General features: G+C 59.2%; 16 protein-coding genes. 7 read left to right on the plus strand and 9 right to left on the minus strand.

Annotated elements, in window-relative coordinates; all coding sequences use genetic code 11:
* Window positions 1-4: 4 nt before the first annotated feature.
* Together J5276_RS22360 and J5276_RS22365 are read left to right on the plus strand one after the other, a co-directional pair.
* Window positions 5-724, plus strand: coding sequence for an HAD family hydrolase (locus J5276_RS22360; RefSeq protein ID WP_003516170.1), 720 nt, complete (start codon window positions 5-7; stop codon window positions 722-724).
* A 60-nt stretch (window positions 725-784) separates the two neighbouring features.
* The gene (locus J5276_RS22365) at window positions 785-2,359 is read left to right on the plus strand and encodes an FGGY-family carbohydrate kinase (RefSeq protein ID WP_003516172.1); all 1,575 of its coding nucleotides are present in this window, start codon (window positions 785-787) and stop codon (window positions 2,357-2,359) included.
* A 65-nt stretch (window positions 2,360-2,424) separates the two neighbouring features.
* Here J5276_RS22365 and J5276_RS22370 read toward each other — a convergent pair whose 3' ends face one another.
* The gene (locus J5276_RS22370; protein ID WP_025595058.1) at window positions 2,425-3,258 is read right to left on the minus strand and encodes a MurR/RpiR family transcriptional regulator; all 834 of its coding nucleotides are present in this window, start codon (window positions 3,256-3,258) and stop codon (window positions 2,425-2,427) included.
* A 295-nt stretch (window positions 3,259-3,553) separates the two neighbouring features.
* Here J5276_RS22370 and J5276_RS22375 point away from each other — a divergent pair, with 295 nt between their 5' ends.
* On the plus strand, window positions 3,554-4,291 hold the full coding sequence (locus tag J5276_RS22375; RefSeq protein ID WP_003516176.1) for a sulfate transporter family protein: 738 nt from the start codon (window positions 3,554-3,556) through the stop codon (window positions 4,289-4,291).
* On the opposite strand, the gene nth is transcribed toward J5276_RS22375, so the two are convergent.
* Window positions 4,253-5,035 carry an endonuclease III gene (gene nth / locus J5276_RS22380; protein WP_003516179.1) on the minus strand — a complete coding sequence of 261 codons (783 nt, stop codon included), beginning with the start codon at window positions 5,033-5,035 and terminating at the stop codon, window positions 4,253-4,255. The genes J5276_RS22375 and nth overlap by 39 nt on opposite strands.
* A 37-nt stretch (window positions 5,036-5,072) precedes the next feature.
* On the opposite strand from nth, the gene J5276_RS22385 reads away from it, so the two are divergent.
* Together J5276_RS22385 and J5276_RS22390 are read left to right on the plus strand one after the other, a co-directional pair.
* Window positions 5,073-5,552, plus strand: a complete 480-nt coding sequence (locus J5276_RS22385; RefSeq protein WP_003516181.1) for a DUF2244 domain-containing protein — start codon at window positions 5,073-5,075, stop codon at window positions 5,550-5,552.
* 131 nt (window positions 5,553-5,683) lie between these two features.
* Window positions 5,684-6,556, plus strand: a complete 873-nt coding sequence (locus tag J5276_RS22390) for a bifunctional helix-turn-helix domain-containing protein/methylated-DNA--[protein]-cysteine S-methyltransferase (RefSeq protein WP_003516183.1) — start codon at window positions 5,684-5,686, stop codon at window positions 6,554-6,556.
* A 66-nt stretch (window positions 6,557-6,622) separates the two neighbouring features.
* Here the strand turns inward: J5276_RS22390 and J5276_RS22395 are convergent, their stop codons facing one another.
* On the minus strand, window positions 6,623-7,609 hold the full coding sequence (locus J5276_RS22395) for a sugar-binding transcriptional regulator (protein ID WP_065660367.1): 987 nt from the start codon (window positions 7,607-7,609) through the stop codon (window positions 6,623-6,625).
* A 206-nt stretch (window positions 7,610-7,815) separates the two neighbouring features.
* On the opposite strand from J5276_RS22395, the gene tal reads away from it, so the two are divergent.
* On the plus strand, window positions 7,816-8,781 hold the full coding sequence (gene tal / locus J5276_RS22400) for a transaldolase (protein WP_013762313.1): 966 nt from the start codon (window positions 7,816-7,818) through the stop codon (window positions 8,779-8,781).
* Between the two features lie 105 nt (window positions 8,782-8,886).
* On the opposite strand, the gene J5276_RS22405 is transcribed toward tal, so the two are convergent.
* On the minus strand, window positions 8,887-9,660 hold the full coding sequence (locus J5276_RS22405) for an IclR family transcriptional regulator (RefSeq protein WP_003516189.1): 774 nt from the start codon (window positions 9,658-9,660) through the stop codon (window positions 8,887-8,889).
* A 216-nt stretch (window positions 9,661-9,876) separates the two neighbouring features.
* On the opposite strand from J5276_RS22405, the gene J5276_RS22410 reads away from it, so the two are divergent.
* Window positions 9,877-10,608, plus strand: coding sequence for an SDR family oxidoreductase (locus tag J5276_RS22410; protein ID WP_013762314.1), 732 nt, complete (start codon window positions 9,877-9,879; stop codon window positions 10,606-10,608).
* 58 nt (window positions 10,609-10,666) lie between these two features.
* On the opposite strand, the gene J5276_RS22415 is transcribed toward J5276_RS22410, so the two are convergent.
* The 5 genes from J5276_RS22415 to J5276_RS22435 form a co-directional block, all read right to left on the minus strand.
* Window positions 10,667-10,840, minus strand: a complete 174-nt coding sequence (locus J5276_RS22415) for a DUF1328 domain-containing protein (RefSeq protein ID WP_003516193.1) — start codon at window positions 10,838-10,840, stop codon at window positions 10,667-10,669.
* Window positions 10,841-10,949: 109 nt separating this feature from the next.
* Window positions 10,950-11,804, minus strand: coding sequence for a metal ABC transporter permease (locus J5276_RS22420; protein ID WP_019566953.1), 855 nt, complete (start codon window positions 11,802-11,804; stop codon window positions 10,950-10,952).
* A complete protein-coding gene (locus tag J5276_RS22425) occupies window positions 11,801-12,661 on the minus strand; it encodes a metal ABC transporter permease (RefSeq protein WP_003516197.1) in 861 nt (286 codons plus the stop codon). Before J5276_RS22425 ends, J5276_RS22420 begins: the two co-directional genes overlap by 4 nt.
* The gene (locus tag J5276_RS22430) at window positions 12,642-13,550 is read right to left on the minus strand and encodes a manganese/iron ABC transporter ATP-binding protein (protein ID WP_162729747.1); all 909 of its coding nucleotides are present in this window, start codon (window positions 13,548-13,550) and stop codon (window positions 12,642-12,644) included. Before J5276_RS22430 ends, J5276_RS22425 begins: the two co-directional genes overlap by 20 nt.
* Complete coding sequence (locus J5276_RS22435) at window positions 13,547-14,437, minus strand: metal ABC transporter substrate-binding protein (protein WP_013762318.1); 891 nt, start codon at window positions 14,435-14,437, stop codon at window positions 13,547-13,549. The genes J5276_RS22430 and J5276_RS22435 overlap by 4 nt, the downstream gene beginning before the upstream one ends.
* Window positions 14,438-14,710 lie beyond the last annotated feature (273 nt).

Genomic DNA, 14,710 nt, shown 5'->3' on the forward strand with positions numbered 1-14,710 from the left:
TGAGATGCGAGACGGAACCGGACCTCTTCTGATTTTCGACTGCGACGGCGTTCTGGTCGACAGCGAGCCGGTCTCCATCTCGGTTCTTCTCGACATGCTCTCCCATCTTGGCGTGGAGATGGGGGAGGAAGAGGCCTACAACCGCTTTCTCGGTCGCAGCGTTGCCAGCATGACGACGACTTTGTTTGAGGAATACGGTATCGAGACCGACATCGATTTTCTCGAGCATATGCGCGCGACGCTGTTTGAGCGTTTCCGCACCGAGTTGCGCCCCATCGACGGCATTGCCGAAACGCTGGACAGGCTGGTGGCCTTCAAACGCTGCGTTGCCTCCTCAAGTCAACCGGAACGCATCCGTTACTCGCTGGGGCTGACCGGCCTCATCGATAAATTTGAGCCGCATGTTTTCAGCGCCACCATGGTGAAGAACGGCAAGCCGGCACCCGACCTTTTCCTGCATGCGGCGAGGCAGATGGGCACTGATCCGCGTCAGTGCATCGTGATCGAGGACAGCCCGGCGGGCATTGCGGCGGCGAAGGCAGCCGGCATGGCGGTTTTTGCCTTCACCGGCGGCTCGCATGCGCGGTTTCCGGCATTTCGCGAAAAGATCGCGGAGCTCGGGGCCAATGCCACGTTTGACGCCATGGAAGATTTGGTTCAACTTGTCGGCGATTATATGGGGAAGGGCGGTTTTGACAGCCAGGTGGAACGTGACGCAGGCTGAAGGAAACCATGCCTGCCACCGCCCGGAGGTCGTTACGCAAGGGATGGAACTGAAGTCTTGATGCGTCAAAATCTCGTCGCTGTCGATGTCGGAACGGCGAGCGCCCGCGCCGGGATTTTCGACCCGACCGGCAGGCTTCTCGCCCGCTCAACCCATCCCATCCTGATGCAAAGGCCGCAGGAAAACCACGCCGAACACGATTCCACCGATATATGGAACGCCGTCTGCCTTGCGGTGAGAGCAGCGCTTGCCGACGCGGGTGTGTTAGCGGACAGCATAGCGGCCATTGGTTTTGATGCTACCTGCTCGCTCGTTATCCGTGATGAGCGTGGGGAACCGGTTTCTGTCTCCGTCACGGGCAAAGACCGGTTCGACACCATCGTCTGGCTGGACCATCGGGCAATCGGCGAGGCCGACCGGCTGACGGCATCCGGCCACCGCGTGCTGGATTTCGCCGGCAAAAGCGTGTCACCGGAAATGCAGATGCCGAAGCTGATGTGGCTGAAGGCGAATTTGCCGGCAAGCTGGGCGCGCATGTCTTTCGCCTTCGATCTGGCGGATTTCCTGACATGGAAGGCAACCGGTTCCACTAAGCGTTCAAATTGCACGCAGACGGCGAAGTGGAATTTTCTGGCGCAGGAAAATCCCGGCTGGCAGGCGGATTATCTCAATCTTGCCGGGCTTGGCGATCTGAAACAGCGGGCAGGCCTGCCCGAAACGACCGTGATGCCGGGCACAGCCATCGGCCCGCTTTCGCCCGAGGCTGCCGCCGAACTCGGCCTTGACACCGGCTGTCAGGTGGCGGCGGGCATGATCGATGCTTACGCCGGCACGCTGGGTGCGCTTGGCGGATGCCTTTCTGATGATGTGGGTAAACATGTGGCGCTGATCGCCGGCACCTCTAGCTGCCTTGTCGCCATGTCCGAGCGGCAGATGCCAGGCCACAGCCTGTGGGGTCCCTATTGGCAGGCGGTGCTGCCCGGCCACTGGCTGGTGGAGGGCGGGCAATCTGCCACCGGCGCGCTGCTCGATCATATCGTGCGCATGCACGCGGCGGGCGGAGAGCCGGATACGGCGCTGCACGCCCGCATCGTTGCGCGGGTTACCGAATTGCGCGCGCTCGAGGGCGCGGCCTTTGCCGAACGGCTACATGTACTGCCGGATTTCCACGGCAACCGCTCACCGCTCGCCGATCCGCATGCGGTGGGCGTCATCAGCGGGCTGACGCTCGATACATCCTTCGACAGTCTCTGCCGGCTCTACTGGCGCACTGCCGTGGCGATTGCGCTTGGCGCGCGCCATGTGCTCGATGCGATGGAGCGTTTCGGTTATGCCGTCGAAAGCCTGCACGTTACCGGCGGCCATGTGAAGAACCCGCTGTTGATGGAGCTTTACGCTGATGTGACCGGCAAGCGCATCGTCGTGCCTGCCACAGCCGACGCCGTTCTTCTCGGCACTGCAATGACGGCGGCAGCCGCCGGCGGTGTGCATGCGGGCCTTGCAGCGGCGGGTGCCGCCATGTATCCGGGCAATACGGAAATCCCAGGCAATCCGGCGCTCACACCGCTTTACGAGCGGGATTATCGCCGTTTTCTCGCCATGCACCGCCATCGCCAGGAGCTGGAAAGCCTCTGATCTTTGCCGACAACGGCAGGTAAGGTCGTGGCGGACGGGCGCGATCCGTTTCCTCCCGCCGAGGGTCAGATGCCAAGCGAGCGTTTCAGGCCGGTTAGGTTTTTCATGCGTGCCGTGCGCTGCTCGTCGGCTCCGGCAATCAGGCTGCAGAGGGTGAATTCCATCAGCGCAACGAGCTGCAGCAGGCCTTGTCCGCCGGTCTGGGTGTGCGGCATGGCAAGACAGATATCGGCGCTTTCCGGTCCCCATTCATAAAACCGGGTGGTGATCAACAGGGTTCTGTAGCCGCTCTTTCGCGCTGTCGCAGAAAGGCTCTGCAAGGGCGTGATGCTGCCGCCGCAATCCATGAGGATGAGAAGCGCTTCTGCGGGATCGAAGTCCCAAAGGGCGATATAGGCGGCGCTGTCGCTGCCGAGGAAGTGCACGCGTCTGCGATACTCCAGCAACCGCCCGTGAAAGTGCCTTCCAGTGCCAAGGCCTTCCGGTGACGTTGCCAGAAAAACATCTGCCGCCGAAGCGATCTCGCTCATGGCGACGCGCCATATCGGCTGGTCCGTCATTTCGAAAGCAGCCTGAATGGCCTGGATCTGTTGGGAAAGGAGTTGCGAAAACGGATTGGACTTCTGATCGCCGCTTTCAACAATAGCGGGCTGGTCCACGCCCGCGGTCTCTTCGGCGTGGCGCAGATCGATGCGAATATCGCTGAATTGCCGGTATCCGAGCGAGCGCAGAAAACGTCCAACCGTCATCGGACTGAGACTGAGCTTGGCAGCCAGCGTCTGCGCCGTCTCAAACGGCAATTCGTCCAGATGCTCGATCAGATATTTGGCGATCTTGCGCTCTGAAGGCGTACCGGCCTTCATGGCACGGGTCAGATTCAACAGTAGCTGTTCCACCAACGCCTCATTCTTTTATATTTATGAACGATGATGCATCCGCGCGCCCGGGCGAGCGTGCGAACCGCGACTTGTCGGTGGGGGCGAGCTTTTCCGGCCTTGTCCTCCACCGGACCGGAATGCGAATTCTAATAGATAGATTATTATATTTTAGAGACGTCTTTTATTCAAGGGAAATTCCATCAGCGGTTTAATTCCCAACAGCGACGTCTTCATTCCTGTCTTGCGGAGCGGATGGGCGGCGCCTATCTCTCCTGAACGCCAGTTTAAAACGCGAGAGGCGTCACAGGAGTTCCGAATGATTTTTAATGCGGCGAGGCTTGCCTTCAGCAATCTTTTTGCCACCGAGACCCGGTCGGTGTTCTGGAAGGTTCTAGGGCTGACGCTTCTGGTGCTGGCAGCGCTGTGGTTCGCCATCCGCTCTGTCTTCATCTATTTCGCCTTGCCGTGGGTGGATACGCTGATCCCCAGCGTGCCTGACTGGGCGGGATGGCTGACTTTCGTTTTCGCCATTTTCGCCGGAATCGGGCTGGCTTTGGCGTTGGCCTTGCTGATCTCGCCCGTCACTGCCGTTATTGCCGGATTGTTTCTCGACGATGTCGCCGAAGTCGTGGAGAAAAAGACCTATCCCGATGATCCGCCGGGCAAGGCGATGCCCATCGGTGAGGCCGTGGTGTCATCGATCAAGTTCTTTGGCGTCGTCATTGCCGGCAACCTGATTGCGCTTTTGTTGCTGCTGGTGCCGGGCGTCAACCTCATCGCCTTTTTTCTGGTGAACGGTTATCTGCTGGGCCGGGAGTTCTTCGAATTTGCAGCCATGCGTTTCCGCTCGCCCGCTGACGCGCGGCTTTTCCGGCTGAAACACCGCACAACCGTGTTCATGGCCGGGCTGGTGATTGCAGCGTTCCTTGCAATCCCCTTCCTCAACCTTCTGACGCCGCTTTTTGCGGCTTCGATGATGGTGCATCTGCACAAGGCCGTCAGCCGGCGCGATCCGTCATTCGCCGCTGGCCGCACCGAACAATTGCGCGGGTAGTTCCACGAGCGGAGCTGGAATATCGAAGGTCTTTTCCGGTGACTTGCAGATATCGGCAATCACGCAGCGCTCGCATTCCGGTTTGCGCGCCTTGCAGCAATAACGCCCGTGCAGGATCAGCCAGTGATGGGCATGGAACAGATATTCTTCGGGAATGATGCGGACGAGCCGGTCTTCCACTTCATCCGGGGTTTTCCCCGGCGCAAGACAGAGCCGGTTGGCAATACGAAAAACATGGGTGTCCACGGCGAGTGTGGGCACACCGAAGGCCATCGACATCACCACATTGGCCGTCTTGCGGCCCACGCCGGGCAGGGTCACCAGCTCCTCGCGCGTCCTCGGCACCTCGCCGCCGAAATTGTCGATCAGCATCTGTGACAAAGCGATAACGTTCTTGGCCTTGTTGCGGTAAAGCCCGATGGTCTTGATATGGCCGATCAGCTCCTCCTCGCCAAGTGCCAGCATTTTTTCCGGCGTATCGGCCACCTTGAACAGCGCCCGCGTCGCCCGGTTTACGCCCACATCGGTCGCCTGCGCCGAAAGCGCCACGGCCACCAGCAGGGTAAAGGGGTTGGTATGTTCCAGCTCGCCTTTCGGCTCCGGCCGCTGAATGGAGAAACGGCGGAAGATCTCGTTCAACTCGTCCTTCGAATAGATCGTCTTCACACGCGCCGGTCTGCGGGCGGATGTCGCATTTGACTTTTTCAATGTTTGGGTGCTGGATCGTTTTTTGGCGACTGTCATGACCTATCTATAGCCAGCCCGCCCTGAGGAAATCAACGTGGATACGCTCAACGATCAGCCGATTTTTGCGGCGGAACTCGTTCCGCATCGTTCGCTCGGAAGAAGAGGTTTCCGGCTCCTTCTCGCCTTGTCCGGGCTTGCATGCCTCCTCCATGGCGGCTTTTTCCTCACCACTGGCGCATGGCCCGTCGGCCTGTTCCTCGGGCTGGATTTTCTGCTGCTTTATGTCGCCTTTCGCGCCAATTACCGGGCAGCGAAGGCGCGGGAAGAGGTGAGCGTCTCGCGCACCAGCCTGTCTATCCGCAAATTCTCCCCGACTGGCCGCGTCGTCGAGCATCGTTTCAACCCATTCTGGGCCCGCTTCAGGGTTCAGCGGCACGAGGAAATCGGCATCGTCTCCATGCATGTAACGGGTGAAGGCAAGGCAACGGATATCGGCTCGTTTCTCAATCCGGATGACCGGGAAAGCTTCGCCAAGGCTTTCGGCGGTGCGTTGGCGACGGTGCGGCGGATGTGAGCGGATAATTCCGCTTAAAACCCGTCAATCGGCTCGAGGCCGGTATCTCGGCAGAAACTGAGTACGGCGCAAGAAACGGGTGGAGACCGACGCGCTTTGATGGTTTTCTGTGAGGCGTTAGGAGACATGCGATGAACGCCAATATCATGCTGAATGAAGACATCACCCCCATCGGTTCGGATTACGATACGGTGCGCGGGGTTATCGAGCTTTTGACGCTGGATTATCGCGACCAGCCCTCCCTTGAAGCCATTGCCGCAAGGCTCGGCCAGTCGCCGACGCAATTGCAGAAGACCTTCACCCGCTGGGCCGGTCTTTCCCCCAAGGCGTTTTTGCAGGCCGTAACGCTCGATCATGCCAAAAGGTTGTTGCGCGAAGAGGATCTGCCGCTGCTGGAAACCTCGATCGAGGTCGGCATGTCTGGGCCCGGCCGCCTGCACGATCTGTTCGTCACCCACGAGGCCATGTCTCCGGGCGAATGGAAGGCCAAGGGCGGTGGATTGACGATCCGGTACGGTTTCCATGTTTCACCCTTCGGTCTTGCATTGGTCATGGTGACCGATCGCGGTCTTGCCGGCTGCGCTTTCGCCGATCCCGGCGAGGAAAGAGCCTGTTTCGAGGACATGGCAGGTCGCTGGCCGAATGCGGATTATGTCGAGGATCGTGAAGCCACCGCGCCCTATGCCGCACGTATTTTCGAACCGACGCTGTGGTCGGCGGACCGGCCACTGCGGGTCGTGCTGCTCGGCACGGATTTTCAGGTGCGGGTATGGGAAAGCCTTCTGAAAATTCCCATGGGCCGCGCCGTTACCTATTCGCACATCGCCTGCGATATTGGCCAGCCAACTGCCTCCCGTGCGGTCGGTGCAGCTGTTGGCGCGAACCCGGTCTCCTTCGTCGTTCCTTGCCATCGCGCTGTGGGAAAAAGCGGGGCGCTCACGGGTTATCACTGGGGCCTTACCCGCAAACGGGCGATGTTGGGATGGGAAACGGGGAAGGTGTGAGGCAGCTCTCCCTCATCCCTGTGACAAGCGCAGAAATGAGGAACAGCCCGGGTCGCATGTCGAGGCCTAAACCAGTTCTATCAACGCTCTTGCCGCCGCCTCGTCTGTAATCAGCGTATTGCATCCGATGCGCTTGATGGTGGCGCGGATGGCGATGGCTCGGTGGGCGCCGCCGGAGGCGAGCACGATGTGTTTGGCCTTGCGCAGCGTGTCTAGATCGATCGCCATGGCGCGCTCGTTGATCGGGTGATCGACGGAGCGGCCTTCCGCGTCGATGAAGTTGAACATGGTGTCGCAGACGCAGCCGGCATCGATGAGTTCCTGAAGCGTTTCCTTCGAAATGAAACCTTCCGACAGCGAAGTGGAATGCGGGCCGATATCGCCGCAGGATACGATGGCGAGGTCGAGCGTTTCGGCCAGATCATAAAGCGTGGCAAGTCCGCATTTCTCAATCAGCGCCCGTTTGGTCTCGACGGAGTCTACCAGCAGCGGTGCAAGGAACATGTAACATTCCGCCCCAAGCGCGCTTGCCAGCCGCCAGGTGTAATCAAGCGGGTTTGTCTGGTGCACGGCGACGATACCGCCGAGCAGCGAGACGACCTTGCAGTTTTCCCGGCGCGGCGGGCGAAAGCTGGATAGCGAGGCGGTCATGGTGCGCCCCCAGCCGACGCCGATGGTGGCGTCGTTCGGCACCGCTTCGGAAAGGAATTGCCCGAGCGCCAGGCCAACGGCCTTGGCCGTGCCTTCGGCATTCGCTTTGCCGGGGGATGGGCCGGGGGAGGGAATGATCACCGCCTCATCCAGCCCATAAGCTGCCTCCAGCCTGCCGGCCAGTTCGACGAAATCCTCGATGCCCTCGTTGATCCAGATCTGTACTTCGGAGCGTTTCATCGCCTCGTCCAGAAGGCGTATGACGGTGGAGCGGCTGATGCCGAGCTTCTCGGCGACATCTTTCTGCGTCAAACCCTGATTATAGTAGAGCCATGCGGCACGCAGCCTCAGCGAAGCCGCTTCCGAATAGGCCGTATGGGTTTCTCTTCTCAGTTTCGCCACGGTTTTTGTCACTCTCTTTATGGGGCGGAGTATCGCAGGCATGAAACTTATGTCAATTGCGATGCGCAAATGTCTTGACTTTCGACCTTGCCGCTTGCGATAGTCGGAGCCGGACAAAACCGTGATTTCGGCCTTGGGCGCACCATGGTGCGGGAACGAAAAGACGGCTGTGCAAGTTTACAAGAGATCATGAAGGATCATTCGCCATGACGTCCAAACTCGAACAACTTCGCGCTATCACCACGGTCGTTGCCGATACCGGCGACATCGAGGCGGTTGCGCGCCTGAAGCCGGTGGATTGCACCACCAACCCCACCATCGTTCTGAAGGCGCTCGGCACCCCCGCGTTCGCGGATGCGGTGAAGGAAGCCGTTGCCTGGGGCAAGAAACAGGGCGGCCAGTCTGACGCTGTCGTTGCGGCCGTTGCCGACCGTCTTGCCATTTCCGTCGGTGCAGCCCTTGCAGGTCTGGTTCCCGGCCGCGTATCGACGGAAGTCGATGCCGACCTGTCCTTCGACACACAGGCCTCCATCACCAAGGCACGCCACATCATCGCCTCCTACAAGGAGCGCGGTATCGAGCGTGAACGCATCCTCATCAAGCTGGCTTCCACATGGGAAGGCATCAAGGCTGCAGAAGTCCTGCAGTCCGAGGGTATCGACTGCAACCTGACGCTGCTGTTCTCGCAGGCACAGGCCATCGCCTGCGCGGAAGCGAAAGCTTTCCTCATCTCGCCCTTCGTCGGCCGTATCCTCGACTGGTACAAGAAGTCGACCGGCGAGACCTACACTGCCGAGACCGATCCGGGCGTCGTTTCGGTGCGCAGCATCTACAATTATTACAAGGCCAATGGCATCGGCACCGTCGTCATGGGCGCATCGTTCCGCAATGTCGGCGAGATCGAAGCGCTTGCCGGTTGCGACCGCCTGACGATCAGCCCGGCGCTGCTGGAGGAACTGGACAAGGACACCGGCACGCTTGAGCGCAAGCTTTCGCCCGACAATGTGAAGGCCGAGCCGCTGCAGTCGCTTGATGAAAAGGCGTTCCGCTGGGCAATGAACGAAGACGCGATGGCAACCGAGAAGCTCTCGGAAGGCATCCGCCTGTTCGCCAAGGATCTGGTAACGCTGCGCGAAATGGTCCGCAAGGAACTGACGCTGGCTGCCGCCTGATAACAAAAAGGGGAACCATCCCGGTCCCCTTTGCGTTTAAGATACAGAAATCTTCAGTCACTTTAAACGCGATCGGTCCCTGCCGGTCGCGTTTTTTTGTGCGTCTCAGATGGTTCCCTGACCCGTCGCCACTTCGGAAATGCGCCTTGCCGCATCGCGGATCAGTACCTCGCAGGCCTCGCGCGTCGGGGCCTTGCCGCCAAGCGGGGTGATATAGGGGCAGGTGATGACGGCAAGTGCGGTACCATCAAGTGTCAGCACGGGGGCGGAAATATTGCGCACGCCTGCGGTCTGCATGCTGTCCATGGATTCGAAACCATTCCTGCGAACTTCCGCCAGCCGCTCTTCAAGGTCTGAAGGCTCGGTTTCCCCGCCACCGCGCACCTGCTCGGTGATCATGATCTTGCGCTGCACCTCGTTCTGGAAGGCCAGCAGCACATGGCCGGAACCGGTCTGGAAGAGGCTCATCTGCGCGCCCACCCGCATGGACATCGCCCAATAGGTGGAGGACTCCTGTTGGGCGATGACGACAACACTGCCGCGGTCGTAAACTGCCAGATGACAGGCCTGCTCGGCGCTTGCGGAAAAATCGCGCATCACCGGGGCTGCGAAAGAGACCAGCCGGCGCACCGGCGCGTGAAAATGTGCGAGCCCGAACATTTTCAGCGTCAGCGAAAACCGGTCACCCTCCAGCCGCTGTACGTAACCACGGCGCACCAGGCGGTCCAGCATGCGGTAAAGCTCGTTCGGGGTTTTGCCTATGGCCTTGGCAATCTCGATCTGCGTCAGCCCGCCATCCGTGCGGGCGAGAAGCTCGAGAATGTCCAGACCCTTGTCGAGGGCGGGGGCGCGATATCTTTCGCTGTCGTCTTCGGTCATCTTGCCTCGGTGGCGTTTTGCAGGATTGCCTGGCGGGAAATGCACTTTTTAAATACCGTTGCCGCACGCTGCCCTTTTGCGCAAGCCTGCTTGACGTTACATGAATACCGCGTTTACATATGAATTGTCGATCCATATTTGAGATCAATGAAATTCACTGGCGAAATTCAGCGGCTCGGCCCCAGCGGGCGGGTGCGCCGTAGCGGGAGGCTATTCATGGTGCAGGATTTTAACGGGCGGACAGTGGTAATCACCGCAGCCGGCCAGGGTATCGGCCGTGCGACGGCGGAGCGATTCATATCGCTCGGTGCGCGCGTCATCGCCACTGATATCAACGAGCAGGCGCTCTCGACCCTGAAAGGTGCGGAAACGCGGGTTCTGAACGTGCTGGATGGCGATGGTGTGAAGGCTTTTGCTGCCGATATCGGCCATGCGGATGTTCTGTTCAACTGTGCCGGTTTCGTTCATTCCGGCACCATTCTCGATTGCGAGGAAAAGGACTGGGATTTCTCCTTCGACCTCAATGCCAAGGCCATGTACCGCACCTGCCGCGCCTTTCTGCCAGGCATGCTGGAAAAGGGTAAGGGCGCAATCGTCAACATGTCCTCCGTCGCATCCAGCGTAAAGGGCGTGCCGAACCGTTTCGCCTACACCGCCTCCAAGGCGGCTGTTGTCGGTTTGACCAAGGCAATTGCTGCTGATTTCGTCACCAAGGGTATTCGCTGCAACGCCATTTGCCCAGGCACAGTGGATAGCCCGTCCTTGCACGACCGCCTGCGCGCCACCGGCAATTACGAACAGGCCCTAGCCGACTTCATTGCCCGCCAGCCTATGGGCCGCATTGCCACGCCGGAAGAAATCGCCGCACTCGTCACCTATCTCGCTTCGGACGAGGCAGGTTTCACCACTGGCCAGATCCATGTGATCGACGGTGGCTGGACAGGCTGATAATTCCATACGGGAGAGAGGAGAAGGCGACCGGCCCAAAAGCCGGTCGCCTTTTTTATTACGCCACCACGCTTCCAGCGATCAGTGCAAGCACGAGGAAGACCAGGAAGATCACGACGGCGATGAAGAACAGGATACGGGCAATGCCCGACGCCGCTGCCGAAATGCCGGTAAAGCCGAATACGCCCGCGATCAACGAAATAACAAAGAAAATAAGAGCCCATTTCAGCATGGAGCTTCCCCTTTCGCTTAATTTTCATGAGTTTGCCGCTTGAGGGCAAGCTCATGAAAATGACGCGCAAAAGGGGAAAATGTTCCACGCGCCCGCAAAAATCGTTCTTTTACACCACCGTTTCATTGGCGGCGTCGATCCGGCGGGCCTTGAGGCTGGTGCGAATGAATGTCGCGACGAATGCCAGGCTCATGAACAGTACAATGGTCGGGGCTGGCGCGCTGTCGATCAGGAAGCTTAGCCATATTCCTGCAAGCGAAGAGAGAACCGCAACCGAGATGGCGACCAGGAGCATGGCGGAAAAGCGCCGCGCCAGCAGGAAGGCGATGGCGCCGGGGGTGACCAGCATTGCGACGGAGAGGATGATACCCACAGCCTTCAGCGCGCCGACCACGGCAAGCGACAAAACCATCAGCAGACCGTAATGCAGGATGCGAACGGGCAGGCCGATTGCCTTGGCATGCTGCGGATCGAAGGCATTGACCAGCAGGTCTTTGCGCAGCACCCCGAGAAACAGGGTGGCAAAAAGCGCGATCAGCCCGGTCTCCAGCATGTCTGAAGGCGCAATGCCCAGCATGTCGCCGAAGAGGATGTGATCCAGATGCATGTCGCTCTGCACCTTCACGTAAAGCACCAGACCCAGCCCGAACATGCCGGAAAAGACGATGCCGAGCACCGTGTCTTCCTTGATGCGGCTATTTTCCTTGATGAAACCGGTGCCGAGAGCGCAGATCATACCGGCGGTGAAGGCGCCGATGGAAAGGGGAATTCCGGCAATGTAGGCAATCACCACGCCGGGCAGCACGGCGTGCGAAACTGCGTCCCCCATCAGCGACCAGCCCTTCAGCACCAGAAAACACGAGAGCATGGCCATCGGCACGGCAATCATCAGGGTGATGATGAAGGCATATTGCATGAAGGGCAGCTGAAACGGCAGGATGGCGAGTTCGAGATATTCGCTCATTGCGCTTCTCCCAGTGCCTTGCGCGCTTTGGCGCGCGAAGCGAGCAGCCCGTGTTTGGGTGCAAACACGAAAGCGGAAAGGAAGATCGCTGTTTGCAGCACGACGATAACGCCGCCGGTGGCGCCGTCGAGGAAGTAGCTGAGATAAGCGCCGACGAAGCTGGTGGTCGCGCCGATCACGAGGCTCATCAGGATCAGCCGCTCGAAACGGTCGGTCAGAAGATAGGCGGTCGCGCCTGGTGTCACCACCATGGCAACGACAAGGAAGGCGCCGACGGTTTGAAGGGCTGCAACCGTGGAGGCGGCAAGCAGGGTGAAGAAGATCACTTTCAGCACTTCCGGTTTCAGCCCCACTGTGCGCGCATGGTTCTCATCGAAGAACACCACCATGAAGTCGCGCCATTTCAGCGCCAGTACGATGAGGCTGATGCCGCCGATCAGGGCAAGCTGTATCGTGTCTTCGGTGGTAATTGCCAGAATATTGCCAAGCACGATGGTCTGGATATTGATCGAGGTGGGCGACAGCGACACCATGAACAGCCCCAGCCCGAAGAACGAGGTGAAGATCAGGCCGATGATTGCGTCTTCCTTGAGCCGGGTTTTCTGATTGAGGAACAGCATCGAGCCAGCCGCAAGCCCGCCGGAAAGAAAGGCGCCGAGCGAAAAGGGCAGCCCCAGCATATAAGCGCCCGCAACGCCGGGAACGATGGCGTGCGAGAGCGCGTCGCCGATCAGCGACCAGCCCTTTAGCATAAGATAAGCGGAAAGAAAGCCGCAGACGCCGCCCACAAGTGCGCTGACCCAGATGGCATTCAGCATGTAGCCATAGGTGAAAGGCTCAAGAAGGCTGTTTATCATCGGCTTTTTCCTTCGGAGCCTGCGGATCATGTCCGTTCTGGCCGTTCTTTCCGTAGATCACGAAAGGCCGCTCATCGTCGGTAATCACCTTCACCCGGCGCGGATCGGCATCATCATGCAGTTCGGCCCCGCCGAGAACGAAGTGGCGCAAGCTGCCGCCAAAGGCTTTTTGCAGGTTCTCTTCGTTAAAGGTGTCCGCTGTTTTGCCCGACGCCAGAACGGTACCCTTGACGAAGACGGCGCGATCGCAGAATTCCGGTACGCTACCGAGATTATGGGTGGAAACCAGCATGACGCGGCCCTCCTCACGCAGTGCCTTCAACAGCGCGACGATCTGTTCTTCCGTCGTCACGTCGACGCCGGTGAAGGGTTCATCCAGCAGGATAACCTGACCTTCCTGCGCCAGCGCGCGGGCCAGAAACACCCGCTTCTTCTGTCCGCCGGAAAGCTCGCCGATCTGCCGCTTGCGATAATCAAGCATATTGACGCGCGTCAGCGCTCTCTCGACCATCTCGTGATCGTGTTTCGACGGAATACGGAAGAAGTTCATGTGGCCGTAACGGCCCATCATCACCACATCCTCAACCAGTACGGGAAAACTCCAGTCCACCTCTTCAGCTTGCGGCACATAGGCGACGAGGTTTTTTCTGAGCGCATCCTTCACGGGTAGGTCGAAAATAGAGACAGAACCGGTGGCCAACGGCACAAAACCCATGATTGCCTTGAAAATCGTGGACTTGCCGGCGCCGTTGACGCCGACAAGTGCAGTGATCGTACCGCGTGGAATGGAAAAGCTGGCATTTCTTAATGCGGTGTGGCCGTTGCGATAGGTCACTGTCGCATTTTGAACCGTCAGGCCGCCGCCGCTTTTTTTGCTGCCCATTCTCATGAAGACAGTCCTTTGGCGATGGTGCTGCTCGTCACGCGCAGCAGGTCGAGATAGGTCGGAACAGGGCCGTCGGCCTCGCTCAGCGAATCCACGTAGAGTATGCCGCCATAGGCCGCTCCGGTTTCCTTGGCCACCTGCCGGGCGGGATCGGCGGAAACCGTGCTTTCGCTGAAGATGACCTGAATATTATGTTCGCGCATGGCGTCGATCACGCCGCGCACCTGTTGCGGCGTACCCTGGCTGTCGGCATTGACCGGCCACAGGAACAGTTCCTTCAGCCCGAAATCCCGGGCGAGATAGGAGAACGCCCCCTCGCTCGTGACCAACCACCGCTTGTTCTCAGGAAGCGCGGAAAGCTCATCGCGGATGGGCTGCACAGTGGCACGGATCTTGTCGGAATAGGCCTTGGCATTGGCGGCGTAAATCTCGGCGTGGGCGGGATCTATTCCAGCGAGTCCTTTGCGGATATTTTCCACATAGATCAAGGCGTTATCGGGTGACATCCAGGCATGCGGGTTGGGTTTCCCCTGATACGCCCCGCCATTGATCGCCATCGGTTCGATGCCGTCGCTGACAGTCACATCAGGCACGCCTGAAAGATTGGCCAGAAACTTCTCGAACCACAATTCCAGATTGAGGCCGTTGCGCAGCACCAGATCAGCCTTGCGGGCCTTGAGAATGTCGCGAGGCGTCGGCTGGTAGTTGTGAATTTCAGCGCCTGGCTTGGTGATGCTCTCCACCTCTGCCGCATCGCCCGCCACATTGCGCGCCATATCGGCAATGATCGTGAAGGTGGTCACCACCTTCGGTTTTTCCTGCGCGACAGCCGCAGCAGGCAGGAAAAGCGAAAAAGCAAAAAGGGCATGGCGGATTTTATGGAGATTCACGTCTGTCACCGATTTTTGTTGCGATCAACTCGCAACACCATCTGTCATGGAAACACACTTGTCAACGCTATTGCAAATCATTCGCAATTTAGCGGATTTCAAAAATGTCTGAAAATGGTGCGCTTTTGCCCGCACGGCGCCGGGGGGATTAAACTTTTTTCAATGAGAAAGCGGCACTATCGCAAGGCTCGGACAACGAGGTCCCGAGCTTATCCCGCGTGTGTTCCTCATCCTTCGAGCCACGTTCCGGGGTGAGGGCGATAGGCGGGGTAC

It is taken from the genome of Agrobacterium sp. S7/73 (assembly GCF_019355535.1).
Taxonomy (GTDB): Bacteria; Pseudomonadota; Alphaproteobacteria; order Rhizobiales; family Rhizobiaceae; genus Agrobacterium; species Agrobacterium tumefaciens.